Genomic DNA, 25,380 nt, shown 5'->3' with positions numbered 1-25,380 from the left:
GATCGGCTCCGACCAGGCACCCAGCGTACGGGGTGTTCCTGAAAGCGACGGCCCACGGTCACGCCGGCAGCGGCCGGTCGGTCAGCAGCGGGTCGGCTCACCGCCCTCGCGCAGCGCCGCCAGGGCCGTCAGCGCGTCGTCGATCGTGCCCACCTTGAGCAGCGGAAGGCCGGGCTGCGGGTTGCGGACCGCCTCGGCGCAGTTGGCCTCCGGCACCAGGAACACCTTGGCCCCGGCCTGCTTCGCGCCGACCAACTTCTGGGCAATCCCGCCGATCGGGCCGACCCGCCCCTCGTCGTCGATCGTGCCGGTGCCGGCGATGATCTTCCCGCCGGTCAGGTCGGCCGGCTCCAGCTTGTCCACGATCCCCAGGGCGAACATCAGGCCGGCGCTCGGGCCGCCGATGTCGTTCAGGTCGATGGAGAGGGTGAACGGGTGCGGCTGCTGCTGGTCGATCTCGACCCCGATACGCGGCCGACCGTCCTGCTCCCGGCTGGTGACCTGCGCCGTGGCGGCAGCGCCGTCGCGGGTGTAGCCGATGGTCAGCGCGGTGCCCGCCGGCTTGGCCCGGATCAGCTCGGTGAGCCGGCCGGCGCTGGTCACCGGCGTGCCGTCGACCGAGGTGACGACGTCGCCGACCCGCAGCGCCCCGGCCGACGGGCCGCCCGCCGTCACGGTCTTCACCTGCACCCGGACCGGGTACCCCAGCTTTCGCAGGGCCGCCGTCTCGGCGCTGGTCTGGGAGTTGCGGAAGTCCTCCTCGTTGCGCTGCTCCACCTCCTGCTGGCTCTCCCCCGGCGGGTAGACCAGCTCGCGCGGCACCACCGCCTCGTCGGAGGAGAACCAGCCGGACAGCGCCGAGCGCAGCCGGACGGTGGGCTGCACGCCGACCGTGGTCAGCCGGAGCTGGCCGGCGGAGGTGGACGTCGCCCGCCCGGACACCTGGATGACCTCCTTGCCGTCCGCGGTGCCCAGCGTGTTCACCGTCGGCCCGGGGCCGAGCACCACGTACGGGATGGGCGCGTTGAGCACACCGAAGCTCAGCAGGGTGGTCAGCAGGGCACCCAGGAGGACGGTCACGCCGCGACGTCTCATGGCGCAGAGCGTACCGACCGGTCCGGCGAGGCCCCGGACGGTGACGACGACTTCGCCCTCAGCGCAACGCCGGTGGCGGCTACCTGGGGCGCAGCCCGCGTACCGTAGACGTCGTGCCTGATATTCCGTTCGGTTTCGCGCTTCCGGGTGGGCAACCACCAGATCCCAACGATCCCGCGCAGATGCAGCAGTTCATGTCGCAGCTGCAGCACCTGCTCTCCGCGCCGGGCAGCGGGCCGGTCAACTGGGACCTGGCCCGGCAGGTGGCCGCCAGCCAGCTCGCCGCAGCGGGCGACCCGGCGGTCTCGCCGCACGAGCGGCACTCGGTCGAGGAGGCGCTACGCCTCGCCGACCTCTGGCTTGAGCCGGTCACCGCCTGGCCGACGGGCATCCGCACCTCGCTGGCGTGGAACCGCAACGAGTGGATCTACAAGACCCTGGACGTCTGGCGCAAGCTCTGCGACCCGGTGGCCAGCCGGATGGTCGGCGCGATGGGTGACCTGGTGCCGCCGGAGGCGCGGGCCCAGCTCGGCCCGATGCAGTCGATGATGGCCACCCTCGGCGGCGCGCTGTTCGGCGGGCAGCTCGGGCAGGCCCTCGGCTCGCTCGCCGCGGAGGTGCTCTCCGCCGGCGACATCGGGCTCCCGCTCGGCCCGGCCGGCACCGCCGCGCTGATCCCGGCCAACATCCGGGCGTACGGACAGGGCCTGGAGCTGCCCGAGGACGAGGTGCGCCTCTACGTCGCCCTGCGCGAGGCGGCCCACCAGCGGCTCTTCGAGCACGTGCCGTGGCTGCGCGGGCACGTGTTCAACGCCGTCGAGACGTACGCGTCGGGCATCCGGGTCAACCGGGAGGCGATCGAGGAGGCCATGGGGCGGGTCGACCCGACCGACCCGGAGTCCATGCAGGCGATCGCCCTGGAGGGCATCTTCACCCCGGAGGACACTCCGGCGCAGAAGGCGTCGCTGGCGCGGCTGGAGACCGCGCTCGCACTGGTGGAGGGCTGGGTCTGCCACGTGGTCGACAACGCCGCCGGCGAGCGGCTGCCCAACGTCGTCCGCCTCGGCGAGGCGTTCCGGCGGCGGCGGGCGGCCGGCGGGCCGGCCGAGCAGACGTTCGCGGCGCTGGTCGGGCTGGAACTACGCCCGCGCCGGCTTCGCGAGGCGGCGGCCCTGTGGGCGGCGCTGACCGAGCACCGGGGCATCTCCGGCCGGGACGCCGTCTGGGGCCACCCGGACCTGCTGCCCTCCGACGACGACTTCGCCGACCCGGCGGCGTTCGCCACAGCCCGGCTCGACCTCGACGACGAGCTGGCCAACTTCGACTTCAGCGCGCCGGGCGGCCCGGAGGAGCAGGCCCCGGGCTCCCCCCGTCCGCGCCCCGAGGGCACCGGGGACGACGCCGAGGAGTCCTGACCCACGTTCTCCCGAGCACGCCCGGGGGCCGCCGACGCGCCGCGTCGGCGGCCCCCGTCCGTCAGCGGCGGCCGGAGAGCAGGGCGCGGGTCGTCTCCCAGCCCTCGACGGCGGGGTCGAGGGTGGCCAGGTCGGCTGGGCCGCGCAGCCGCCGCCAGGCGGCGGTGACAGCCACGTCCCCGGGTTGCGGGGCGACCCGCCGCACGTCCGCCGGGAGCGCGGTGTCCAGGTCGACCTCCGGCATCCATCCCGGCACGGGCAGCCTGGACGCGACGCCGAGCAGGCCGGGGCCGGCCCCCTCGGCGGGGGCCACCGCCACCGACCGGGTGGTCAGCGGGCGGAGCAGCTTGCCGACGGTCAGGCCGGGCAGGTCCGGGGCGTCGGCGGCGACGACGGCCGCCTGGTCGTAGCCGGTCAGCGCGGCCAGGACGGCGGTGACGGTGGCCTCGGGCACCTCGTACACGGCCATCCCCGGCCAGACGATGGCCTCGGCCAGCGACCTGTCCTGCGGGGTGGCCGCGATCGCCGTCTCCACCTCCTGGAGCGTGGCGAGCAGGTCCACCACGTCCTCGGCTAGCGCGGCCCGCCAAGCCACCGGGTCGATCCCCGGCGGCGCCCACGCCACCGGTCCGAGCAACGCCACCACCACACGTCGGGCCACGCCCCGACCCTAGGCCGTCGGCCACACCACCGCGCGCCCGGTGCCGGGCCGTGGCTAACCGACGCGGTCAGTCCGTCAGCGGGCCGCCGGAGGCGGCGGCGACGCCCTCCAGGTACCCACGGGCCCGCTCGGCCTTGGGACAGCGCCCGACCAGCGCCCAGAACCGGGCGTTGTGGCTGGGCACGATGAGGTGGGCCAACTCGTGCAGCAGGACGTAGTCGATCACCCAGTCGGGCATGTCCTGGATCCGGTGCGAGAGGCGGATGGTCCGGTCGGCCGGGGTGCAGGAGCCCCAGCGGCCGTTCTGGTTGGTCACCCAGCGGACGCTCGACGGCACCGCCCGGTCGCCGTACTCGGCGAGGTAGAGGCTGCGCAACCGGGTGGCGCGGCCGAAGAGCTCGTCGTCGGAGCGGGCGAGGCGCCCTTCCCGGGCCTCCAGCCGGGCCAGCATCCGGTCGACCCACTCGGTCTCCTCGGCCCGGGAGAACTGGTCGGGGATGAGCACCACGACTCGTTCACCATCGCGGTAGGCGGACACTGTGCGTCGCCGGCGCTGGCTGCGCCGTACTTCGACGACCGGCTTCCGCACCCCTGCCATCAGTGGGCCGCGCAGCCTCGTTTTGCTGTCACGAAGGAAAGCTAATGGGTACTGACCAGGGGTCCGCAAGAGTCAACACCACGACACGCGCCTGAAAAGTCATGGTTGGTGGTCAGAAGTCCCGAAAAAAAACCTTGCAGACTGTCACGAAGACGCTCCGTCACGGTCCAGAGGACCGTGTCGGGCTGCCCGAGGGCTCGATCCCCACCGTAGGTGATCACCGTCCCGACCGCCTCCCCAGGGCCGCCCCGTGGGGCATCTGGGTGCTTTCACCCGGCGTGTCCCCGCCAAACTGACTTATCCGACCTTATTCGGCATGCACACTCTCGACGTCGACTTGCTCACAGTGTCGAAGCACAGCTGACATGGAACCGCCCGCACCTGGGTAGGGTCCGCGGACCAGCGGTCACGAGGGTGGCCGCGGAGAAAGACCCAGCGTCGGCGCCCCGCGTGGCCCGCCGCCGGGCAACCGCCGGAGCCAGATCGACCGGCGGACGAGACGAGGAGGGCACCCGTGGCCGACAAGGCCCAGACCTACAACGGTTACTGCGTCAAGTGCAAGGAGAAGCGGGACTTCGAGGGGCACGTCGAGGTCTCGAAGACCGGGATGAACATGGCCAAGGGCAAGTGTCCGGTATGCGGCACAACAGTGAACCGCATCCTGGGCAAGGCGAAGGTCTGACCTGTACGGGTCCGGCACGGGGGAGGGCGGCTGCGGCCGCCCTCCCCCGTACCGTTTCGGCGCCCGCCCGGGTGTCGGCTGGCCGACACGGTTACCGACCGGTTGTGGATAACCCGGCCTTTTCTGTGGACAACCCCGGGCAGGGCGATGCGCACCTGTGGACAACGATCGACGGACAGCAGGGACTCGGTAACGATTCGTCGTCATGAGCCGTCCCGCGCTGCCCCGGCCCGTTCTGCTTCCCGGCCTGACCCGCCTGTGGCGGGACCGGCACACCCTCCAGCTCGGGCTGGGGTCGAGCCGCGCCGTCCTCGTCGAGGTGGCCAACCCCCGCGCCGTTCGGTTGCTCGACCTGCTCGACGGCTCCCGCAGCGAACGGCTCGTCCTGGCGGACGCCGCCGGCGTCGACGTGCGCCAGGACGAGGCGCGCGGGCTGCTCGACGCGCTGCGCGACGCCGGGCTCGTCGTACCAGCGCACACGCTGCTCCCCCGCGACCTCGCCGGCCCGGCGCGGCACCGCCTCGCCGCGGAGGCCGGGGCGCTGGCCCTGGCCGCGCCCGACCTGCCCGGCACGCCGGCCCAGGTGCTGCGGCGACGCCGGGCCGCGCGGGTGCTGGTGACCGGCGGTGGCCGGCTCGGCGCCCCCGTCGCCGTCGCGCTCGCCCAGGCCGGGGTGGGACACGTACACGCGAACCTCTCCGGGTCGGTGCGCCCCGCCGACCTGGTCGGCACCGGGCTGGCCGCCACCGACCTGGGGCACCCGCTCGCCCCTGCGGTACGCGCCGCGGTGGACCGGGCCGCCCCCGGCACCGCCACCTGGCCGCTGCCCCGTAACCGGCCCGACCTCGTGCTCCAGCTCGGCATCGACCGGCCGGCAGCCCTGCTCGCGGCCGGGTTCGCCCAGCGTCGCCAGCCGCACCTGCTGCTCACCCTGCGCGAGGGGGTGCCGACGATCGGCCCGCTCGTCCGTCCGCCCGTCGGGCCCTGCCTGCGCTGCGTCGACCTGTACCGCACCGAGCGGGACCCGGGCTGGCCGGCGCTCGCGGCCCAGCTCGCCGCCGATGCCTCGGACCAGTCCTGCGGCACGGCCACCCTGCTCTCCGCAGTCGGGTACGCCGTCGCCGAGGCGCTGGCCCACCTCGACGGCGGCACGCCGGAGACCCTGGGCTGCGCCGTGGAGGTGACCAGCCCCGGCCGGCTGCGCCGGCGCACCTGGCCGCCCCACCCGTCCTGCCGCTGTGCCGGACGGGGCCGCTGACAGGCCGCGACGGCTCCCCCCGGGGGTCGACGGGCGAGGTCGGGGGGACCGGCCGTCGGTCCGGCACGACCGCCGGGCAGGGACCGCCGGGCAGGAACCCTGGATCGAAGGCCGGGCGGGCCGACGGGCAGGGCATTGCGGGCCGACCGGCAGGGCACGGCGGCCACCGATCCGGGGGGTCGGGCGACCCGGCCCGGCCACGGAGCAGCCGCGAGGCCGCCGAGTCGGTAACAATGGCCGAGTGACCGACATCCCGCGCCGGGCCGTGTCCCGGACCGCCAAGCTCGCCGCTCTGCCGCTCGGCTTCGCCGGCCGGACCGTCCTCGGCATGGGTAAGCGCGTCACCGGGCTGGCCTCCGAGGTGATCTCCGCCGAGATCCAGCAACGCACGGCCGAGCAGCTGTTCAGCGTCCTCGGGCAGCTCAAGGGCGGGGCGATGAAGTTCGGCCAGGCGCTGTCGGTGTTCGAGGCGGCCCTGCCCGAGGAGGTCGCCGCCCCCTACCGGCAGGCCCTCACCAAGCTCCAGGAGGCGGCGCCGCCGCTGCCCGCGGCCACCGTGCACAAGGTGCTCGCCGAGCAGCTCGGCCCGGCCTGGCGGGAGCACTTCGACAGGTTCGACGACACCCCGGCCGCCGCGGCCAGCATCGGGCAGGTGCACCGGGCCGTGTGGCGGGACCCGGACGGTGGAGCGTCCCGCGACGCGGCCGTCAAGATCCAGTACCCGGGGGCCGGCGACGCGCTGCTCACCGATCTCAAGCAGCTCTCCCGCCTCGGCGGGATGTTCCGGGCGATCCAGCCGGGGCTGGACGTCAAGCCGCTGCTGGTCGAGCTGCGCGAGCGGATCACCGAGGAACTGGACTACGAGCTGGAGGCCGAGTCACAGCGCGCCTTCGCCGCCGCGTACACGGACGACAGGGAGATCTTCATCCCGGCGGTGCTCGCGGCCACCCCTCGGGTTCTGGTCACCGAGTGGATCGAGGGCACCCCGCTGGCCGAGATCATCCGAGCGGGCACGGAGGAGCAGCGCGACGAGGCCGGCCGGCTGATGGCCATCCTGCACCTGTCCGCGCCGGCCCGGGCCGGCCTGCTGCACGCCGACCCGCACCCGGGCAACTTCCGGCTGCTGCCGGACGGCCGGCTCGGCGTGATCGACTTCGGGGCGGTGGCCCGGATGCCGGAGGGCACGCCCGAGCCGATCGGCCGGCTCGCCGGGCTGGCCCTACGCGGCGAGGCCGCCGGCGTGGTCGAAGGGCTGCGCGAGGAGGGCTTCGTCAGCCCCACCGAGCCGATCGACGCCCAAGCCGTACTGGACTTCATCCGGCCCATGCTGACCCCGGTCGCGGAGGAGGAGTTCCGGTTCACCCGGGCCTGGCTGCGGGCCGAGGCGACCCGGCTGGCCAGCCCCCGCTCACCGGCGTACCAGCTCAGCCGGCAGCTCAACCTGCCCCCGTCGTACCTGCTGATCCACCGGGTGACGCTCGGCTCGATCGGGGTGCTCTGCCAACTCGAGGCCAAGGCGCCGTACCGGTCGATCCTGGAACGCTGGCTGCCGGGCTTCGCCCCGGTGGCCTGAACCGGCCGCTCGAACGAGCGGCCGGCACCGGCGGCGCGAACCACAGGCCGGAACCCGCGGGCCGGACCGCCGACGACGCGGGGGCGTGTCGGCCGGTCGGCCGACACGCCCCCGCGTGTGTCGTGTTCGGTTACAGAACGCCCAGGTCGCGAGCCGACTGGCTGCGGCTGCTGATCGCGACGGTACGGGCGGATCGGGTTGCCTCAGTGCTCGTGGTGGTACGACCGGCCTGAGGCCGGGGCATTCGGGCCCGGGACAACGCTTCGTGGAGTAGTTGCATCTCGACGGCTCCAATGGACAGGTGCATCATGCGTCTCGACTCTCTCGTGGCCGGTGTGGCACCGGCGGGGATGGTGCGGATCGGGTGTGTCAGGCAGCAAGCCGGACGGTGTTGCGCGACGAGGACAGCCCACTGGCCGCCAGGCGCGCCTCGGCCTCGACCTTCAGCGCGGCGTCACGGGCGACATCCTCCTTGCGCGGGCGGCCCCGGGGCCGCTTGCGCGGAACGACCGCGCCACGCTCGAAGATCTCGCCGCCCCAGACGCCCCAGGGCTCGGCCCGCTCCACCGCCCCGGCGAGGCACTCGACGCGCAGCGGGCAGTCCCCGCAGAGCGACTTGGCCAGCTCGAGCTCGGTGGGCGAGTCGGAAAACCACAGGTCAGGGTCGAACTTCCGGCAGGACAGGTTCGCCTCCATTTCGACGTTCACGTCGACGGGGGCCAACGCCAGACTCATCTCCCGGTCACCTCTCTCTCACATCGATCTCGTGGATCAGACTTCCGACATACTTTGGCGGGCAAAAAACTGAGGCCGCGGATCCCAGTAGCGGGTTCCGCGGCCTCGAGGTGAGCCGGAGTCTGAGGATCAGACCGGTCTACCTCGAGGTGGAACGCCGCGGACATCCGTGCGCTTCTTAGCGCCATCGATATCCATGCCCGTGAAGCCACTGGCCCCCTCAACTCCGGTCAGCGGCGCGACGGTCAGATTCAGCTCGGCCTGAACCCGGACCTGGTGCGCTTGCGGAGCCGACGGTCGAGCGGCGAGGGCCACCCGGACAGCCGACAGCGGAGTAACGGTTGCGGGCATCCCCGCCGGGGGCTCATAGGTGAAGATCTCCATTGGTGACACCTCCCTCACGTTCCTCGAAGTCGACTGGTCTCTACCCCCTGAGCAGCCGGAATGGCGCTGCTCGCGAGGTGTGTCCCGAGGCTATTCCTCGCCCGGGGGCGAGGGCAAACGAATTTACGGCTTGATTTCGAAAGTTTTCTCAGAGCAGACGTCGTCGACCGCCGCACCCTCCACGAGGGCCAGCACCGGCTCGCCGTACAGGCCGAGTTTGCGGGGGCCGATGCCGGCGATCGCGATCAGCTCCTCGGGCCGGCCTGGTCGCCGTTCCGCCAACGCGACGAGGGTGGCGTCGGTGAACACCACGTACGCCGGGACCTTCTGCGCCCCGGCCACCCGCGCCCGCCAGTCGTGCAGCCGCTCGTACAGGCCCTGGTCGATGTCGGACGGGCAGCTCGGGCAGCGGCCGAGCTTGCGGTCCGGGCCGGCGAGCAGGGCCGCGCCGCAGATCCGGCAGGGGACCATCTGGGGACGGCGGCGCTCGACCCGCCGGGTCGCCGGGCCGGCCCCGGCCCGCTCGGTCCCGCCGCCGGAGCGGTCGAGCTGGGGCAGGAACCGCGACGGCCGCCGGGCCCGCCCACCGGGCGAGCGGGCCACCGCGTACGACAGCCAGAGCCACTCGCGGGCCCGGGTGATCCCGACGTAGAGCAGGCGGCGCTCCTCCTCGACCTGCTCGGCGGTGCGGGCATACGTGGTGGGCAGGGTGCCCTCGGAGAGTCCGACCAGGAAGACCGCATCCCACTCCAGGCCCTTGGCCGAGTGCAGGGACGCCAGGGTCACCCCCTCCACCGTCGGCACGTGCTGCTGGGCGACCCGGCGGGCCAGCTCGTCGTTGAAGTCGGCCAGCGTCACCGGGCGCTCCACGGCGGCGGCCTCGCCGATCGGCAGCACCGGCGGGCTGGCCCCGTACTCCTCGGCGAGCTGGACCAGCGCTGCCAGGGCCTCCCACCGCTCCCGCGCCGCGCCCCCGGCCGGGGCGGCGTCCGGGGCCCAGCCGACCGCCGACAGGCCCTCCACCACGGCGTCACGCAGCGGGGTGTCGCCGGGGATCGAGCGGGTCGCGGCCCGCAGCGCCACCATCGCCTGGCGCACCTCGGGCCGCTCGAAGAACCGCTCGGCGCCCTGCACCACGTACGGCACCTCGGCGTCGGTGAGCGCCTTCTCGTACGCCTCGGACTGGGCGTTGGTGCGGAACAGCACGGCGATCTCCCGGGCCGGGGTGCCGGCGTCGACCAGCGCCCGACAGCGGGTCGCCACGGCGGCGGCCTCGGCCGGCTCGTCGGTGAAGATCCGCAGCTCCGGTTCGGGCCCGGTCGGGCGCTGCCCACGCAGCTCCAACCGCAGCCGGGCCTCGGCGCCCCGGGCCTGGGAGATGACGGCGTTGGCCAGCCCGACCACCTGCGGGGTGGAACGGTAGTCCCGGACCAACCGGACCACGGTGGCGCCGCGGTGCCGGCGGGGGAAATCGACCAGGTACGCCGAGGTGGCCCCGGTGAACGAGTAGATCGTCTGGCTGGCGTCGCCGACCACGGTCAGGTCGTCCCGGCCGCCGAGCCACGTCTCCAGCAGCCGCTGCTGCAAGGGGTTGACGTCCTGGTACTCGTCGACCACGAAGTGCCGGTACTGGCCGCGAACCTGCTCGGCCACGTCCGGATGCTCCTCGATGCCCCACACGGCGGCGCGCAGCATGTCCTCGAAGTCGATCACCCCGTTGGACCGCTTGAGCCTCTCGTACGCGGCAAACACCTCGGCCACCCTCGCCGGCTCGTGTGGCGTGTCGCGCAGCGCCTTGGCCGCCGCGACGACGTACTCCCCTGGCTCGACCAGGGACGACTTGGCCCACTCGATCTCGCCGGCCAGGTCCCGGGCGGCGGCCCGGTCGGTCCGCAGGCCGACCCGGGCGGCGGCGAGCGTGACCACCCGGGCCTTGCTGTCCAGCAGCTCGGGCATCGCCCGGCCCGCCAGTAGCCGGGGGGCGAAGTAGCGCACCTGGCGCAGCGCGGCAGCGTGGAAGGTGCGCGCCTGCACGCCCTGCGCCCCGAGGGCGGTGAGCCGGGCCCGCATCTCGGCGGCGGCGCGGGCGGTGAAGGTGACCGCGAGCACGTGCCGAGGTGACACCTCGCCGGTCAGCGCCCGGTGGGCGATGCGGGAGGTGACCGCCCGGGTCTTGCCGGTGCCGGCGCCGGCCAGGACGCAGACCGGGCCGGCGGGGGCGGTCACCGCGGCGCGCTGCTCCGGGTCCAGCCCGGCGAGCACCAGTTCCGACGCTGAGTGAACCCCCACAGCGAGGAATCATCTCAGCTCCATCTGATGTTGCAACGGTTAGCCTGGCCTGACCGGACGGGCGGAACGGACCTTGGAGGACACCCGATCATGTTGACGATGTACTCGACCCCGTGGTGCGGCTACTGTCACCGGCTCAGGTCGCAGCTCGACCGGGAGGGCATCGCGTACCAGGTGGTCGACATCGAGCAGGACACGAAGGCCGCCGAGTTCGTGATGAAGGTCAACGGTGGCAACCAGACCGTCCCGACGCTGCACTTCGCCGACGGCAGTGCCCTCACCAACCCGTCCATCACCCAGGTGAAGCAGCACCTGGCCGCCCTACCCACCTGACCATCACACCGCGCCCCCTCCCTGTGGGGCGCGTGCACTTTCACGGAAAGAGTGGCCATTCCAGGAGGAATGGCCACTCTTTCCGTGTATTTGCAGGGCGGATGGGGTGGGTGGGGGTCAGGGAGTGAGGCGGGGGTCGGGGGTGGCTGGCGCGGGCGGGCGGCGTTGGTGCGGGATGCGGACCGCAGGGGCAGGGGCGGGGGCGGGGGTGGGGGTGGGGGTGGGGGTGGAGAGGCGGCGGCCCTGCCACAGGAAGACGCCGGCGGCCGTGGTGGTCAGGCCGACCAGCGCGAACAGCAGCCGGTAGTCGAACACGCCGACGAGCAGCGCGCCGGTGCCGATGGAGACCGCCTGAGGGCCGCTGACCAGGGCCTCCGACGCCGCCGAGACCCGACCGAGCAGGCCCGTCGGGGTACGCCGTTGGATGAGCGTGTTCAGCCCAACCGTGATCAGCGGAAGCGCGGCTCCGGCCAGCAGTAGCGCCGCGCAGCCCAGCCAGAGGGTCGGGTACGCCAGGGCCAACGCGGCCGGGCCGAACAGGGTCACCCCGGCGGCCAGCGTGCCCACCTCGCCCGCACGGCGTACCACGGCGGCGGAGAACAGGCCACCGACCAGCCCGCCGATGCCCTGCACGGTGACCAGCACGCCGACGAACGCGGCGTCGCGGCGCAGCCCGTGGTCGACGTACGCGAAGATCAGTGACTCGGTGAAGCCCATCACCAGCGAACCGAGGCCGTAGCCGAGCAGCGCCCGACGCAGCGCCGGCTCGCCGGCCAGGTGGCGCAGCCCGGCGCCCAGCTCGGCCGACCACCGCAGCTCACCGCCGGCCGCCGGCGTCTCGGGCACCCGGAGCAGGACGACCACGGCGGCGGCCACGACGAACCCGGTCATCGCCAGCGCGGTCAGCAGCCAGCCGCCGACGGCGGCGTAGAGCGCGGCCCCGGCGAGCGGCCCGATCAGCCGCAGCCCCTGGCGCACGGTCTGCAGCACGCCGTTGGCGTCGGCGAGCAGCTCGACGGGGACCAGTTGCCGGATCAGGCCGCTGACCAGCGCGCTCAGCGTCAGGTACGACAGCCCGTACAGGGCCGCCACCACGTAGATGATCCGGACGTCGGCGCTCTCGGAGACGGTGAACAGCGGGGTGAGCAGGGCGGCGGTGGCGAGGTTCGCGACGATGAAGAAGGGCCGCCGGGGGTACCGGTCCACCGCCCAGCCGACCAGCGGCGCGAGCACCATCGGCGCGATGATCGCGAAGATCGTCGCCCCGGCCAGCCCGTCGGAGCCGGTCAGGTCCTTCACCCAGATGGCGAGGGCGAGCAGCAGGATCGACTCGGCTGCCATGCTGGCCAGCAACCCGCCGAACAGCAGGCGGAACTCGGGGCGGCGCAGGACGGTGCGCATCGGGTTTCCTCTCGGAGGGTGGCCGGGGGGCCACGGGGGTCGACGGCGACGTCGTCGGGATCACTCGTCTGCGGTCCTCTTTTCTGCGAGACACGCCCCCGTCGGGGCGTCCGACTCCAGTCGCGCCGTCCATACTGACCGTGGGGGGCGAGTTTCATACAGTTACCGTCGCGTCTGCGGCGGTCGACGGAAAAGAGGACACCGTGCCTCCAGCCGGACCCAGCCCGATCATGCGTCGCCGCAGGTTGGGCAATGAGCTGCGCCAACTGCGCGAGGCCACGGGCCTCACCGGGGACCAGGTCATCGCGCGAATCGGCTGGGCCTCCGCGTCCAAGCTGTCCCGCTTGGAGAACGGCCGCAGCCGTCCCGACCCCGACGACGTCCTCGCCCTGCTGGATCTCTACGGCGCCGGCGGCGAGTCACGCGCGGAGCTGCTGGGCATCGCCCGGGAGGCCGGTGACATGCGGAGCTGGCTGAAGAAGTACCCGGTGATGACACCGCAGCAGCGCACCTTCGCCGAGTTGGAGGCGGGCTGCACCGAGATCCGGGAATACAACCCTGTGCTGGTCCCGGGTTTGTTGCAGACCCAGGGGTACGCCCGGCTGCGAATCGTCTCCGCCCAGCAGGTCGAGTCCGGCGCGGGGGCCCCGGAGCCCGGCGAGGCCCCGGAGACCGAGGTGGCCGCCCGGTTGGCCCGCCAGTCGCTGTTGGACCGCACCGACGCGCCGCGCTACACGGCGGTGTTGGAGGAGGCGGCGTTGGGCCTGCGGGCCGGACCGCCGGACGTGCTGTGGGAGCAGCTCCGGCAGCTCTGCGAGCTGGCCATGCTGCCGCACGTCACCCTGCACGTGCTGCCGCGGGACACCCCGATCGGCGACTGGTACCTCCCGCCGACCGCTTTCTCGATCTACCTGTTCGCCGACCCGCTCGACCCGGAGACGCTGGCCATAGAAGGTGGCTTCACCAACGTCATGTCAACCGAGGCAAACGTCCTAAATCGCTATAAAGTGGTCTTCGAGTGGTTGCGCTCGGCCGCGCTCTCCGAATCGGACACCATCACCTGGCTCTTCGAGGCTTCGGGGCGGCTGGCCGAGGCGGTGGGCCCGTCCGCAGTCGGCCACGGGCCGGCAACGGCGCCGGCCCAGCGCCGCCGACACTCCGGACGACTGACGGAGCGGTGACCCACCGCGGGACCCGCCCCGTCCGGGCGTGCGGCGCCACTCGTCCCGTCGGAGCAGTTCCAGTCAGGAGCAGACCATGAACGACATCCGCAACACGCCGTCCGCACTCGCCGGGCAGCTGGCCGATCTGCCGTGGCGGACCAGCACCCGTAGCCAGACGTCGAACTGCGTCGAGGTGGCCCCGCTGAGCGTGGGCCCGGCCGCGGTCGCCCTACGCGACAGCAAGGACCGCGGCGGCCCGGCGCTGCTGTTCGACCGCGCCGGCTGGCGGGGGTTCATCGCCGGGACAAGGGCCGGGCAGTTCGATCTGACCTGATCCGGTGATCTGGCGGGGCCGTCGGCGGTGTGCCGGCGGCCCCGACGCGTACCCGGCGTGCCCGGCGGCCCTCGACGCGTATCCGGCATGCCACCCCTGCTGAGCAGGGTTCATCCGATCGGGCGACCCTACGGACCGATCGGCGGGTTTCACTTGCTGGGACGCCATCCGGGCGTAACATGTCGACAGAGTGACGTGGAACTTCCACGGAGTACCGTCCGTCACGGTCGCATCCGGAGTTACCCATGCGGTTCCTGATCGTTCGCACCGACATCCGCGCCGCCGCCGACATCGACATCGCCGCGGCCTGGGCCGGCGGGGGTCGGGTCCGGGACGAGACGACCAGCCCGGAGCCGCGCCGCCAGGTGGTGCACGCCGAGGACCGGGACGCCGCCCTGATGCTGGCCCGGGCCCTGTCAACGGTGGGCGCGGTCCGCTACGGCAGGCAACGGGTAAAGGTGCTTCCCCTCAACGACTCCGCTCCCCGCCGCCGCCGGCTCGACTCCGGCGGCTGACCCACCCGACGTCCGTCGTGGTCGGACCGGCTCCCCCGCCGTTTCCTCGCCTCACCCGACCAGGGCGGCCCGTGTTCCCGGCCCGAGACCCGTCGCGGCAACGGCGGTCCCGGGCCGGGACCGTGTTCGGCACCGGCCGGAGCCGGGCCGGAAGGGTCAGCAGTGACCGTCGAGCCAGCGGTGGATCAGGAAGAGCGCGATCGACGAGGGCGGGGGCAGCGCCAGCCGGTCGCCGCCGCCCACGCCCACCGGCCGCCCGGCCAGCGCCGCGCCGATCTCCCGCCGGGTGAACCAGCGGGCGTGCGTGATCTCGGCCGGGTCCAGGTGCACGGGGTGCTCCGGATCGGCCAGGGCGAGGAAGCCGAGCATCAGCGAGCCGGGGAACGGCCAGGACTGGCTGCCCGCGTACACGATTTCCTCGACCGCGACGCCGACCTCCTCGCCGACCTCGCGCAGCACGGCGGCCTCGGCCGACTCGCCCGGCTCGACGTACCCGGCGAGGCAGGAGTACCGGCGCTCGCCCGGGATACCCGCCCAGGCGGCGTTGCTGCCGAGCAGGCAGCGCCCCTGGAGCCCGTCGACCCCGTCGTGCACCAGGACGATCATCGCCGGGTCGGTACGCGGCCAGACCCGGTCGCCGTTCGGGTCGGTCCGGGACCAGCCGGCCTCGTCGACCCGGGTGGGGTGACCGGTGGCCGAGGAGTAGCCGTGCCGGACGTGCCAGTTGGTCAGCGCCAGCGCGGTGGTGAAGATGCCGGCGTCCCGGTCGAGCAGCAGGTGACCGATGTCGCGCAGGTGCGCCGCCCGGGTGCCCGGCAGCTCGGGCAGCGGGCTGTCCACGGCGAACACCGGCACCCCGTCCGGCTCGACGCCCAGGAACATCGGAACCGAGCGGGGCACCTCGGGCAGCTCGCCGGCGCCGAGCAGCACCAACTCCGGCGGGGAGGCGTCGGCCCGGACCAGGGTCCGCCCGTCGGTGGCCGAGTCGAGCACCAGCACCCGGGCCCGTTCCCATGCCTCGGCCAGCCACGCCGGGTCGGCCCGCCGGTGCGCGGCCCGATCGAGGGTGGACCGGGCCAGCGGCGGGGCGGTCTCCCCGCTCGTGCCGGAACCCCGGACCAGCCCCCGCCCGGCGGTCACGGTTTGGCCGGCTCGGTGCGCACCGGGGCGAGCGCGGACAGGGCGGGAGCGATCCGCTCGGCGTCGCCGAGCACCACGGTGACCGCCCGCGCCGGGGCCAGGTAACGCCGGGCCGCCTCGGCCACGTCGGCGACGGTGGCCTTCGCCAGTCGGGCGGCGTACTCGGTGAGGAAGTCCAGGCGCAGCCCGTTGGCCGCAAACACACTGGTCAGCGATGCCAGCCCGGCCTGGGTGGACATGCCGAGCTGGAGGGTGCCGAGGGCGTACTGGCGGGCCTGCTCCAGCTCGTCCGGCTTCGGCGGCAGGGAGGCCAGCCGACCCAACTCGTACGTCGTCTCCAACAACGCCGGACCGGTGACCTCGGTGGCCACCTCGGCGGCGGCGATCAGCACCGACCCGGCCACCGAGTGCTCGACCAGCGAGTGCGGGCCGTACGTGTAGCCCTTGTCCTCGCGGATGTTCTCCACCCAGCGGGAGGAGAAGTAGCCGCCGAAGAGCAGGTTGGCCAGTTGCAGCGCGGCGTGGTCGGGGTGGGTGCGGGGCACCGCCGGCAGGGCGATGCGCAGCGAGGACTGCACCGATCCGGGCCGGTCGACCAGCAGCAGCGGGCCGGGCTCCAGCGGCGGGGCGGGCGGCAGCTCGCCGTCGTGCCCGGCGCCGCTCCAGCCCGACAGAGCCTTGTCGGCGGCGTCCAGCGCCCGCTCCGGCTGCACGTCACCGACCAGCACCAGCACCGCGTCGGCCGGGTGCACCCGCTCGGCGTGCAGCCGACGCAGCGCCGCCGGCCGGACCGCGTGCACCTGCTCCGGCTCGGGAGTCTGCACGGCGTACGGGTGCTTGCCGTATACCCGCCGGAGCAGGGCGTTGCGGGCCAGGTGGGCCGGTTGGCTCTGGGCCACCTGGATCCGGTCGACCAGCCGGTCCCGCTCGGTGCCGACCTCCTCGCCCGGGTACGTCGCCCCGGTCAGCACCTCGGCGAGGATCTCCAGCATCCGGTCCAGCCCGGTGACCAGGCCGGCGCCGGAGAGCATCAACCTGTCCGGGTCGATGCCGGCGGAGAGCCCGCCGCCGACCGCCTGGAGTTCGGCGGCGATCTGCACACTGGTCATCGACGCCGTGCCGGAAAGCATGGTCTGCGCGAGCATCGCGCCCCGGGCCAGGGGGATCCGGCCGGCCGGCATCCACAGCCGCAGCTCGACCAGGGGGACCGACGGCCGGCGCACCGCGATGACGGTCAGGCCGTTGCCGAGCCGGCGCTCGACCTGCTTGGGCACCTTGAACCTGCGGTTCGGGCCGAGCGGCGGCAGCGTCCGCGCCCCGGCCTGGGCGATTGCCGGCACCTGACCCTCCCTCGTTCGCGACTGCGGGGCTCGCAAACCCGGCTCACTCCTCGCACTCACCGGTTCATCTCCGTTCGCGACTGCGGGGCTCGCAAACCCGGCTCACTCCTCGCACTCACCGGGCCCCTCCCGCGATGACCTCGACGGACGCGCGGCGCTCCGGCCGCAGGGCCGCGGCGGCGGCCCGGACCTGCTCGTCGGTGACCTCGCCGACCAGTCGGGGCAGCTCGTTGAGCAGGCCGGGCTCGCCGCGCTGCTGTTCCAGCACCGCCATCCGCAGCGCCCGGCCGAGCACCGCGTCGGTGTCGCGCAGCAGGTGGGTGGCCATCCGGGCCTGGGTACGGGCCAGCTCACCGTCGGTGGGACCGTCGGCGGCCAGCCGGTCCAGCTCCTCGTCGACGGTGCGCAACACCTTGTCCACGTCGCCGCCCGGTGGCAGGTGTGCCTGGAGCAGCAGCGCGGTGGGGCCACGCACGTCGAACGGGTCGCCCATGAAACCGACGTACCCGCCGAGGCTGGTCACCGCGCGGTCCCGCTGGACCAGCCGCTCGACCAGCCGGGACGCGTCGCCGTCGGTGAGCACCTCGGCGAGCACCACGTACGGCAGGTAGCCGGCGAAGTCGGTGATCGGGTCGGGCACCCGCCAGGCGGCGGCCACCGCGGGCAGCGGGGCCAGGGCGTCCGTGTACGACGAGCGCCGCTCGGCGGTCAGGTCGGGCTCGTCGAAGTCGGGGCGCTGCGGGGCGGGCCGGGCCGGCACGTCGCCGAAGTGCCGCTCGATCAGCGCGGTGGCCTCGGCCACGTCGACGTCCCCGCTGACCGCGAGCACGGCGTTGCCGCTGGCGTAGTAGCGGCGGAAGAAGTCCGCCGCGTCGGCGACGGTGGCCGACTCCAGGTCGTCGAAGGAGCCGTAGCCGTCGTGCGCGTTGGGGAAGGTGTCGAACATGACCGGCGGCAGGGTCAGCCACGGGAACCCGCCGTACGGGCGGTTGAGCACGTTGACCCGGATCTCCTCCTTGACCACGTCGACCTGGTTGCGCAGGTTCTCCTCGGTCAGCCGGGGGCCGCGCATCCGGTCGGCCTCCAGGAACAGCGCCCGTTCCAGGGCGTTGCTCGGCAGGGTCTCGTAGTAGTCGGTGTAGTCGTGATGGGTGGAGCCGTTGAAGGTGCCGCCCGCCCCCTGCACATGCCGGAAGTGGGCCAGCTTCTCCAGGTTCTCCGAGCCCTGGAACATCAGGTGCTCGAAGAGGTGGGCGAAGCCGGTACGCCCCTCGGGCTCGGACCGGATGCCGACGTCGTAGATCACCGCCACCCCGATCACCGGGGCGCTGCGATCGGGGGTGAGCACCACCCGCAGGCCGTTGTCGAGGGTGAACCGCTCGACCGGATACTTCGTCGCTGGAATTCTCGATCTCCGCGCCGCCACGGGACCGACCCTAGCGCGTTCACGCCCCCGACGGCGGCGACCTCCCGCAGGGCGGCTCAGCCCACCGGGGCCGGGGCCACGGGGACGGGCGCGGTCACCCGGGGCAGCACCTCCGCGCCGACCCGTTCCGCCTCCTCCCGGTGCGGCCAGCCGGAGAGGACGAACTCGTCGACGCCGTGCGCGGCGTACTCGTCGATCCGGGCCGCGACCTCGGCGTAGCTGCCGACGAGCGCGGTGCCGGCGCCCTCGCGGACCAGGCCGACCCCGGCCCAGAGGTTCGGCGCGACGGTGAGCCCGTCGGCGCTTCCGCCGTGCAGGGCCGCCATCCGGGACTGGCCGACCGAGTCCATCCGGCGGTACCGCGCCTGCGCGGCGGCGATCCGCTCAGGACTCATCCCGGCCAGCAGGCGGTCCGCCTCCGCCCACGCCCGCGCGGCGGTCGGGCGGGCGATGACGTGCAGCCGGATCCCGGTGCGCAGGGTCCGCCCCTCCTCGGCGGCCCGGCCGCGGACGCGGTCCACCCGGGCGGCGATCGCGGCGGGCGGCTCGCCCCACATCAGGTACGTGTCGGCCTGTCGGGCGGCCACCGCCTCGGCGACCGGGGACGCGCCGCCGAAGTAGACCGGGGGCGGGGCCACGAGCGGAGCGGCCAGCCCGCCGCCGGTCACCTGGTAGTGCTCGCCGGCGAAGTCGAACGGGCTCCCGCGCCAGGCCCGGCGGAGCACCTCGACGAACTCGCCGGTCCGCGCGTACCGGGCGTCGTGGTCCAGGAAGTCGCCGTACGCCCGCTGCTCGGCCGGGTCGCCGCCGGTGACGACGTTGAGCGCGAGGCGCCCCCCGGACACCGACTGGAACGCCTCGGCCTGCTGGGCGATCAGGGTGGGCAGCGCGAATCCGGCCCGCACGGCGACCAGCATGCCGATCCGGTCGGTGTGCTGGGCGACGGCCGCGCAGACGATCCACGGGTCGGGGCAGCCGGAGCCGACAGGGGTGAGCAGCGCGGCGAAGCCGGCCGCCTCGGCGGCCCGGGCCACCTCGGTCAGGTAGCCGACGGTGGCCGCCCGGTCGTGCCGAGCCGCGCCGGCCGCGACGGTGGCGGCGCCGACCTGGTGCCCGTCGCCGGAGGTGGGAAGGAACCAGTGGAAGGTCATGCCGACCGCCTCTCCGCCGCCCCCGCCACCCGGCCGAGGGACGCCGGAGAACCTACCAAGAAGGTAGGAAAACCGGGAATAACTTCGAGCGTGGATCCCGCGATGTGGACTGGTCTTGACGCCGCTCGGACGCTGCCCCACTCTTCCTACCAACTAAGTAGGAATACTTCGGATTGGACATACGATGAGACGGCTTCCCTTCCGTCGGATGCTCTCCCTGGCCACCCTCGCCGTGGTGGGTACGGCGACGCTGGGCGTCACCGCCGCGTGCGGCGAGGACGATGGCGCGGCCGAGGGCGGCTCCGGCCCGGTGACACTGCGGCTGGGCTACTTCCCCAACATCACCCATGCCCCGGCCGTGGTCGGGGTGGAGAAGGGCATCTTCGCCGAGAAGCTCGGCGGCGACGTCAAGCTCGACACCAAGACCTTCAACGCCGGCCCGGCGGCGATCGAGGCGATCTTCTCCGGCGCGCTCGACGCGACGTACATCGGTCCGAACCCGACGGTGAACGCCTTCTCCAAGTCCAAGGGCGAGGCGGTCCGGGTCATCTCGGGCGCGGCGTCCGGCGGCGTCGCGCTCGTCGTCAAGCCCGGGATCACCTCGGTCGAGCAGCTGCGCGGCAAGAAGATCGCCACCCCGCAGCTCGGCAACACCCAGGACGTCGCGCTGCGCTACTGGCTCAAGGAGAAGGGCCTGACCGCCACCAAGGAGGGCGGCGGCGACGTCAAGGTGGTCCCGCAGGAGAACGCCCAGACCGTGGAGACGTTCAACAGCGGGGCGATCGACGGCGCGTGGGTGCCCGAGCCCTTCGTCTCCCGGCTGGTCAACGCCGGCGGCAAGGTGCTCGTCGACGAGCGCGACCTGTGGCCGGACAAGAAGTTCGTGATCACCAATCTGATCGTCTCCACCAAGTTCCTCAAGGCCCACCCCGACGTGGTGAAGAAGCTGGTCGAGGGTCAGGTCGCAGCGAACGAGTTCGTCAACACCAGGCCCGACGAGTCGCAGCAGGCCATCTCCGAGCACATCGGCAAGATCAGCGGTAAGCCGCTGGACGTGAAGCTGATCAAGCAGGCGTGGCCGACCTTGGAGTTCACCAACGACCCGATCGCCTCGTCGCTGAAGACCGGCCTGGACCACGCGGTCGCCGTCGAGCTGACCCAACCGGTCAGCCTGGACGGCCTCTACGACCTGAAGTACCTCAACGAGGTGCTCAAGGCCCAGGGCAAGCCCGAGGTCGCCCAACCATGACGTCGACCACGACGACGCCCCGCAGCGCGACCGGCTCGGTCGCGCTGCACGGCGTCACCAAGGTGTACGGGCACGGCGAGAGCGCCGTCCTCGCCCTGGACGGGGTCTCCCTCGACGTCGCGCCCGGCGAATTCGTCTGCCTCGTCGGCGCCTCCGGTTGCGGCAAGAGCACCCTGCTCAACCTGGTCGCCGGCCTGGACCGGATCAGCGGCGGGCGGATCGAGCTCGGCGACGGGGTCAACCCGGGGCTGATGTTCCAGGAGTCCGCCCTGTTCCCCTGGCTCACCGTCGAGGGCAACGTGGAGGTGCCGCTGAAGCTGCGCGGCATGCCCCGGTCCGCGCGCCGGGAGCGGGTCGCCGAACTGCTGCGCACGGTGCACCTGGCCGACTTCGCCCGCAAGCGCCCGCACGAGCTGTCCGGCGGCATGCGGCAACGGGTGGCGCTGGCCCGCACCCTCGCGCTGGACACGCCGGTGCTGCTGATGGACGAGCCGTTCGGCGCGCTCGACGCGATGACCCGGGACCTCCTGCACGACGAGCTGGAGCGGATCTGGACCGAGCGCAAGCTCACCGTCCTCTTCGTGACCCACAACGTCCGGGAGGCCGCGCGGCTCGCCGACCGGATCATCCTGCTCTCCAGCCGGCCCGGCCGGATCATCTACTCCACCCGGGTCGACGTGCCCCGGCCGCGACGCATCGACTCCCCGGAGATCGCGTCCATCGCCGCCGAGGTCACCGACAAGCTCCGTACGGAGGTGGGCCGCCATGGCCAGTGACACGATCGCCGGCACCCCGCGCGCCGACGCGGAGATCTCCGGGCTCGACGCGCTGGAGATCGCCGGCCGGCAGAAGACGACGACCCGGGCCGCGACGATCTGGGCGTCCACCTGGCCGAAGCTGGCGGCGCTCGCCATCGCCATCGGCACCTGGCAGGCCGTGGTGTGGGCCGGGTTCTGGCCACCGTACTCGCTGCCCGGGCCGGCCGCCGTCGGGCAGGAGCTGCTCCGGCAGGTCAGCGGTCCGCAACTCTGGGAGGGGATGGCCACCACCCTGCGCCGGGCGGCCCTCGGTTACATCTTCTCCGTCGGAGTCGGCCTGCTGCTGGGGCTCGCCGTGGCCCGGTCCCGGGTGCTGCGGGCGGCCATCGGCTCGATGATCACCGCGTTGCAGACCATGCCGTCGATCGCCTGGTTCCCGCTGGCGATCCTGCTGTTCGAGCTGAGCGAGAAGGCCATCTTCTTCGTCGTGGTGCTCGGCGCGGCGCCGTCGATCGCCAACGGGGTGATCAGCGGCGTGGACTACGTCCCGCCGCTGCTGCTGCGCGCCGGGCGCAACCTCGGCGCCCGAGGGCTGAACCTCTACCGGTACGTGATCGCCCCGGCCGCCCTGCCCGCCATCGTCGCCGGGCTCAAGCAGGGCTGGGCCTTCTCCTGGCGCAGCCTGATGGCCGGCGAGCTGATCGTGGTGGGCATCTCGCAGACCTCGCTCGGCGCGCAGCTCACCTACTCACGGGAGCTGTCCGACGCGCCCTGGCTGCTCTCCACGATGATCGTGATCCTGGTCATCGGCCTGGTGGTCGACGCCGCGTTCGGGGCGGCGGACCGGACGATCCGCCGCCGCTGGGGCGTGCTGGACCAGGCCGGGCAGTGACGTGTACGTCTCCGCGCGCAGCGACTACGCGCTCCGGGCCATGCTCGCCGTCGCCGCCGCCTCGACCGGCGGCGACCGGCGGGCCGACGCCCGGGGCGGCCCTCCCGAGCCGGGCGGCGAGCTGGTCAAGGCGGCGGCCCTGGCCGAGAGCCAGGCCATCCCGCTGAGCTTCCTCCAGGGCATCCTGCTGGACCTGCGCCGGGCCGGGCTGCTGCACAGCCACCGGGGCACCGAGGGCGGCTACACGCTGGCCCGCCAGGCCGCCGAGATCAGCGTCGGGGACGTGCTCCGCGCGGCCGGCGGGTCGCTCACCTCGGTACGGGGCCTGCCTGCCGGGCACGCCGGCTACCACGGGGTGGCCACCGGGCTGCGCGACGTGTGGCTGGCGGTGGACGGGGCCATCGCCCTGGTGGTGGACCGGACCACCCTGGCCGACCTGCTCACCCGGGAAAGCCGCGCCGACGGGCCGAACCGGGACAGGACGGACGCCCTGGGGGCCCGCCCCGTCGGCGGCCACTGACCGACCTCGGTTGGCCCGGCGGTCCGCCGGCTGAGCGATGCGGGCTCAGCCGGCGGATTCGTCGGTCGTTTCAACGATGGAGGCGCTGAGGTCGCTGCCCGTTCCCCCCGGAACGTGCAGCCCCACCACCCCCGCCGGTGTCCGGCCGTTGCGGGTGGGATGCCACGGCGAGAACGCCGCGACCGTGGCGAGCGCCAGCCCCGCCCCCGCGACCGCCAGCACCACCGTCAGCTCCCGTAGCGCCCCCGACTCGGCGTTGCACGCCATGGTCAACCCCTCCCCCAGTGGGCCGACCCCGCCGACCCGCGTTCCCCCACGGCAAGCATCGACTACATCGAGGCCGCCGAACAGTCACCGATCGGATCGCACCCTGCCTGATTCCCGACTCAGGAAGGGGCGGCGCAGGCGCCGATCGGTGACCGCGGAGAAGCCGTTCAGGCCATCCGGGGACGACGCGGGCGGCGCGACCGACCCGAGGCGCGGTGCCCGTCCTCGGACGGGCGGGCGGCGCGCGGCGCACCCCCCGTCGCGGCGGTCCCTGCGGCGTGCGACTGGCCGGCGCCGCGGGACGAGCGCGGCCCCCGGCCACCGCCCGAGGCGGACCGCTCCGGAGCCGGGGCGACGATGGTCACCGGCACCCCGGACGGTTCCCGGGCCCCGGTGACCCGGGCCAACGCCCCGTCGCCCGGCCGGACCTGGGTCGACTGCGGCCGGATTCCGGCGGTCGCCATCAGCCGGGACACCTCGCGGCGCTGCTCGGGCAGGACCAGGGTGACCACGGTGCCCGACTCGCCAGCCCGCGCGGTACGCCCACCCCGGTGCAGGTAGTCCTTCGCCTCGGTCGGCGGGTCGACGTTGACCACCATGTCGAGGCCGTCCACGTGGATGCCCCGGGCCGCCACATCGGTGGCGACCAGCGCGGTCACCTGGCCGGTGCGGAACTGCTCCAGGATCCGGGTGCGCTGCGGCTGGGACTTGCCGCCGTGCAGCGCCGCCGCGCGCACCCCCTTGGACAGCAGTTGGCGGGCCAGCCGGTCGGCGCGGTGCTTGGTGCCCATGAACAGGATGGTGCGGCCCTCCCGGGCCGCGATCTGGGTCAGCGCGGCCGGCTTGTCCTCCGCGTCGACGTGCAGCACGTGGTGCGTCATCGCGGTCACCGTGGCGGTGCCGGGGTCGACTGAGTGCGAGACCGGGTTGGTGAGGAAGCGGCGGACCAGCTTGTCAACGCCGCCGTCCAGGGTTGCGGAGAAGAGCATCCGCTGGCCGTCGCCGGCCACCTGCTCCAGCAGCTTGGTGACCTGCGGCAGGAAGCCCATGTCGGCCATCTGGTCGGCCTCGTCGAGCACGGTCACGGCGACCTGGTCGAGCCGGGCGTCCCCGCGGTTGATCAGGTCGTGCAGCCGGCCGGGGGTGGCCACGACCACCTCGGCGCCGGCGCGCAGCGCGTCCGCCTGCCGCTGCAGGGACAGGCCGCCGACCACGGTGGTGACGCGCAGCCCGACCGCCCGGGCGTACGGGGCCAGCGCGGTGGTCACCTGCTGGGCCAGCTCCCGGGTCGGCACGAGCACCAGGGCCAGCGGACGCCCCGGGCGGGCCCGGCGGCCGACGGTGCGGTGCACCAGCGGCAGCCCGAACGCGAGGGTCTTGCCCGAACCGGTGCGGCCCCGGCCGAGGACGTCCCGGCCGGCCAGCGAGTCCGGCAGCGTCGCCGACTGGATCGGGAACGGCTCGGTGATGCCCTGCGCGGTCAGCTCGGCGAGCAGCTCCGGCGCGAGGCCGGTGGTGGAGAACGAGGGAATGACGGTGGTCATGCGAGAGCCTTCCTCGACGCGGCACGTGTCGAGGAGGCGCCAAAGTGGCGCTGCACCGGCGGCAGGGCCGCGGTGGTCACAAGCACGAACCGAAGGTGGGGTGCGGCCGGCCCGCGCGGGGCGGACCGGCCGCGACACCGCGCCTGAGGCGCGATGGGGTGTTCCGAAGAACGGTGGTGCCTGTTCAGATGAACAGTCGTGCCTGTTCCGAGGAACAGTGCTGCCGACGATCAGATCGGACGGATGTTCTCCGCCTGCGGGCCCTTCTGGCCCTGGGTGATCTCGAACTCGACCCGCTGGTTCTCGTCCAGGCTCCGGTAGCCGGAGGACTGGATCGCCGAGAAGTGGGCGAAGACGTCAGCGCCGCCGCCGTCCGGGGTGATGAAGCCGAAACCCTTGTCAGCGTTGAACCACTTAACGGTGCCAATTGCCATGTGTTCTGTCTCCTTGACGGAACGTTCGGCCTCGCACTTGTTGCGAGCCGAAGAGGGAGGAGCGGCCCACGCCGGTATGCGCGGACCACCTGTCGCTTCTGGTCGCCCCGCCCGGAGAGCACCGGACACAACAAAGAGCGCCTGGGGCTACAATCCGCCAGGCGCACACAGAGTCTCTGGTAACCAAAACTGCAACCCGGATACCGTACCACGAATTGGGCCC

Annotated in this window: 26 protein-coding genes; 12 read left to right on the top strand and 14 right to left on the bottom strand. The window is 73.3% G+C overall.

Translation table 11 applies throughout. From position 1 onward, the window contains the following. Positions 1-81: 81 nt before the first annotated feature. A complete protein-coding gene (locus OG559_RS16635) occupies positions 82-1,095 on the bottom strand; it encodes a PDZ domain-containing protein (protein WP_405104840.1) in 1,014 nt (337 codons plus the stop codon). 182 nt (positions 1,096-1,277) lie between these two features. Between OG559_RS16635 and OG559_RS16630 the strand changes: the two genes are divergently transcribed. After that, a complete protein-coding gene (locus OG559_RS16630; RefSeq protein WP_387015448.1) occupies positions 1,278-2,510 on the top strand; it encodes a zinc-dependent metalloprotease in 1,233 nt (410 codons plus the stop codon). A gap of 61 nt (positions 2,511-2,571) precedes the next feature. On the opposite strand, the gene OG559_RS16625 is transcribed toward OG559_RS16630, so the two are convergent. After that, positions 2,572-3,171 (bottom strand): hypothetical protein, encoded by a 600-nt coding sequence (locus OG559_RS16625; protein ID WP_405104839.1) that lies wholly within the window; start codon positions 3,169-3,171, stop codon positions 2,572-2,574. Between the two features lie 67 nt (positions 3,172-3,238). Then, positions 3,239-3,769: a M48 family metallopeptidase gene (locus OG559_RS16620; RefSeq protein ID WP_396670173.1), complete on the bottom strand. Its 531-nt coding sequence runs from the start codon at positions 3,767-3,769 to the stop codon at positions 3,239-3,241. Between the two features lie 514 nt (positions 3,770-4,283). Between OG559_RS16620 and OG559_RS16615 the strand changes: the two genes are divergently transcribed. From OG559_RS16615 to OG559_RS16605, 3 genes are all read left to right on the top strand, one after another. After that, positions 4,284-4,451, top strand: a complete 168-nt coding sequence (locus OG559_RS16615) for a DUF5679 domain-containing protein (RefSeq protein ID WP_198347997.1) — start codon at positions 4,284-4,286, stop codon at positions 4,449-4,451. 205 nt (positions 4,452-4,656) lie between these two features. Continuing rightward, positions 4,657-5,709 carry a hypothetical protein gene (locus OG559_RS16610; RefSeq protein ID WP_405104836.1) on the top strand — a complete coding sequence of 351 codons (1,053 nt, stop codon included), beginning with the start codon at positions 4,657-4,659 and terminating at the stop codon, positions 5,707-5,709. A gap of 241 nt (positions 5,710-5,950) precedes the next feature. Beyond that, positions 5,951-7,282, top strand: a complete 1,332-nt coding sequence (locus OG559_RS16605) for an ABC1 kinase family protein (protein ID WP_405104834.1) — start codon at positions 5,951-5,953, stop codon at positions 7,280-7,282. Between the two features lie 369 nt (positions 7,283-7,651). Here OG559_RS16605 and OG559_RS16600 read toward each other — a convergent pair whose 3' ends face one another. The 3 genes from OG559_RS16600 to OG559_RS16590 form a co-directional block, all read right to left on the bottom strand. Next, entirely contained in the window at positions 7,652-8,017 is a 366-nt protein-coding gene (locus OG559_RS16600; protein WP_396670176.1) for a WhiB family transcriptional regulator, read from the bottom strand. A gap of 129 nt (positions 8,018-8,146) precedes the next feature. Then, positions 8,147-8,401: a hypothetical protein gene (locus OG559_RS16595; protein ID WP_396670177.1), complete on the bottom strand. Its 255-nt coding sequence runs from the start codon at positions 8,399-8,401 to the stop codon at positions 8,147-8,149. 123 nt (positions 8,402-8,524) lie between these two features. Continuing rightward, positions 8,525-10,690, bottom strand: a complete 2,166-nt coding sequence (locus tag OG559_RS16590) for an ATP-dependent DNA helicase UvrD2 (protein WP_405104832.1) — start codon at positions 10,688-10,690, stop codon at positions 8,525-8,527. 90 nt (positions 10,691-10,780) lie between these two features. On the opposite strand from OG559_RS16590, the gene OG559_RS16585 reads away from it, so the two are divergent. Next, the gene (locus tag OG559_RS16585) at positions 10,781-11,023 is read left to right on the top strand and encodes a mycoredoxin (protein ID WP_405104830.1); all 243 of its coding nucleotides are present in this window, start codon (positions 10,781-10,783) and stop codon (positions 11,021-11,023) included. 117 nt (positions 11,024-11,140) lie between these two features. Here the strand turns inward: OG559_RS16585 and OG559_RS16580 are convergent, their stop codons facing one another. Continuing rightward, a complete protein-coding gene (locus OG559_RS16580) occupies positions 11,141-12,424 on the bottom strand; it encodes an MFS transporter (RefSeq protein ID WP_405104828.1) in 1,284 nt (427 codons plus the stop codon). Between the two features lie 203 nt (positions 12,425-12,627). Here OG559_RS16580 and OG559_RS16575 point away from each other — a divergent pair, with 203 nt between their 5' ends. The 3 genes from OG559_RS16575 to OG559_RS16565 all read left to right on the top strand — a co-directional run bounded on the left by OG559_RS16575 (position 12,628) and on the right by OG559_RS16565 (position 14,436). Next, complete coding sequence (locus OG559_RS16575; RefSeq protein ID WP_405104826.1) at positions 12,628-13,605, top strand: helix-turn-helix domain-containing protein; 978 nt, start codon at positions 12,628-12,630, stop codon at positions 13,603-13,605. A 76-nt stretch (positions 13,606-13,681) separates the two neighbouring features. Beyond that, positions 13,682-13,921 (top strand): DUF397 domain-containing protein, encoded by a 240-nt coding sequence (locus tag OG559_RS16570; protein ID WP_405104824.1) that lies wholly within the window; start codon positions 13,682-13,684, stop codon positions 13,919-13,921. Between the two features lie 245 nt (positions 13,922-14,166). Then, positions 14,167-14,436: a hypothetical protein gene (locus OG559_RS16565; RefSeq protein WP_396670182.1), complete on the top strand. Its 270-nt coding sequence runs from the start codon at positions 14,167-14,169 to the stop codon at positions 14,434-14,436. 156 nt (positions 14,437-14,592) lie between these two features. Here the strand turns inward: OG559_RS16565 and nudC are convergent, their stop codons facing one another. The 4 genes from nudC to OG559_RS16545 all read right to left on the bottom strand — a co-directional run bounded on the left by nudC (position 14,593) and on the right by OG559_RS16545 (position 19,493). After that, a complete protein-coding gene (gene nudC / locus OG559_RS16560; protein WP_405116708.1) occupies positions 14,593-15,558 on the bottom strand; it encodes an NAD(+) diphosphatase in 966 nt (321 codons plus the stop codon). 14 nt (positions 15,559-15,572) lie between these two features. After that, positions 15,573-16,916 (bottom strand): M16 family metallopeptidase, encoded by a 1,344-nt coding sequence (locus OG559_RS16555; RefSeq protein ID WP_405104822.1) that lies wholly within the window; start codon positions 16,914-16,916, stop codon positions 15,573-15,575. 115 nt (positions 16,917-17,031) lie between these two features. Further along, positions 17,032-18,342 carry a M16 family metallopeptidase gene (locus OG559_RS16550; RefSeq protein WP_405104820.1) on the bottom strand — a complete coding sequence of 437 codons (1,311 nt, stop codon included), beginning with the start codon at positions 18,340-18,342 and terminating at the stop codon, positions 17,032-17,034. 56 nt (positions 18,343-18,398) lie between these two features. Beyond that, complete coding sequence (locus OG559_RS16545; protein WP_405104818.1) at positions 18,399-19,493, bottom strand: LLM class flavin-dependent oxidoreductase; 1,095 nt, start codon at positions 19,491-19,493, stop codon at positions 18,399-18,401. Positions 19,494-19,677: 184 nt separating this feature from the next. Between OG559_RS16545 and OG559_RS16540 the strand changes: the two genes are divergently transcribed. Genes OG559_RS16540 through OG559_RS16525 form a run of 4 tightly spaced genes read left to right on the top strand, consistent with a single transcriptional unit; the run spans position 19,678 to position 22,912 of the window. Continuing rightward, positions 19,678-20,742: an ABC transporter substrate-binding protein gene (locus tag OG559_RS16540; RefSeq protein ID WP_405104816.1), complete on the top strand. Its 1,065-nt coding sequence runs from the start codon at positions 19,678-19,680 to the stop codon at positions 20,740-20,742. Beyond that, entirely contained in the window at positions 20,739-21,518 is a 780-nt protein-coding gene (locus OG559_RS16535; RefSeq protein ID WP_161685524.1) for an ABC transporter ATP-binding protein, read from the top strand. Before OG559_RS16540 ends, OG559_RS16535 begins: the two co-directional genes overlap by 4 nt. Beyond that, positions 21,508-22,392 (top strand): ABC transporter permease, encoded by an 885-nt coding sequence (locus tag OG559_RS16530; RefSeq protein ID WP_405104814.1) that lies wholly within the window; start codon positions 21,508-21,510, stop codon positions 22,390-22,392. The genes OG559_RS16535 and OG559_RS16530 overlap by 11 nt, the downstream gene beginning before the upstream one ends. 1 nt (position 22,393) lies before the next feature. After that, positions 22,394-22,912, top strand: coding sequence for an RrF2 family transcriptional regulator (locus OG559_RS16525; protein WP_405104812.1), 519 nt, complete (start codon positions 22,394-22,396; stop codon positions 22,910-22,912). Positions 22,913-22,957: 45 nt separating this feature from the next. On the opposite strand, the gene OG559_RS16520 is transcribed toward OG559_RS16525, so the two are convergent. The 3 genes from OG559_RS16520 to OG559_RS16510 form a co-directional block, all read right to left on the bottom strand. Next, on the bottom strand, positions 22,958-23,179 hold the full coding sequence (locus OG559_RS16520) for a hypothetical protein (protein WP_396670190.1): 222 nt from the start codon (positions 23,177-23,179) through the stop codon (positions 22,958-22,960). Between the two features lie 167 nt (positions 23,180-23,346). Next, positions 23,347-24,723 carry a DEAD/DEAH box helicase gene (locus OG559_RS16515; protein ID WP_405104810.1) on the bottom strand — a complete coding sequence of 459 codons (1,377 nt, stop codon included), beginning with the start codon at positions 24,721-24,723 and terminating at the stop codon, positions 23,347-23,349. Positions 24,724-24,953: 230 nt separating this feature from the next. Then, entirely contained in the window at positions 24,954-25,157 is a 204-nt protein-coding gene (locus OG559_RS16510) for a cold-shock protein (protein WP_161685538.1), read from the bottom strand. Between the last annotated feature and the right edge of the window lie 223 nt (positions 25,158-25,380).

The organism is Micromonospora sp. NBC_01405 (genome assembly GCF_045040155.1).
Taxonomy (GTDB): Bacteria; Actinomycetota; Actinomycetes; order Mycobacteriales; family Micromonosporaceae; genus Micromonospora.
Note: the sequence above shows the minus strand (reverse complement) of the source record. Positions and strands in the feature narration are given on the sequence as shown.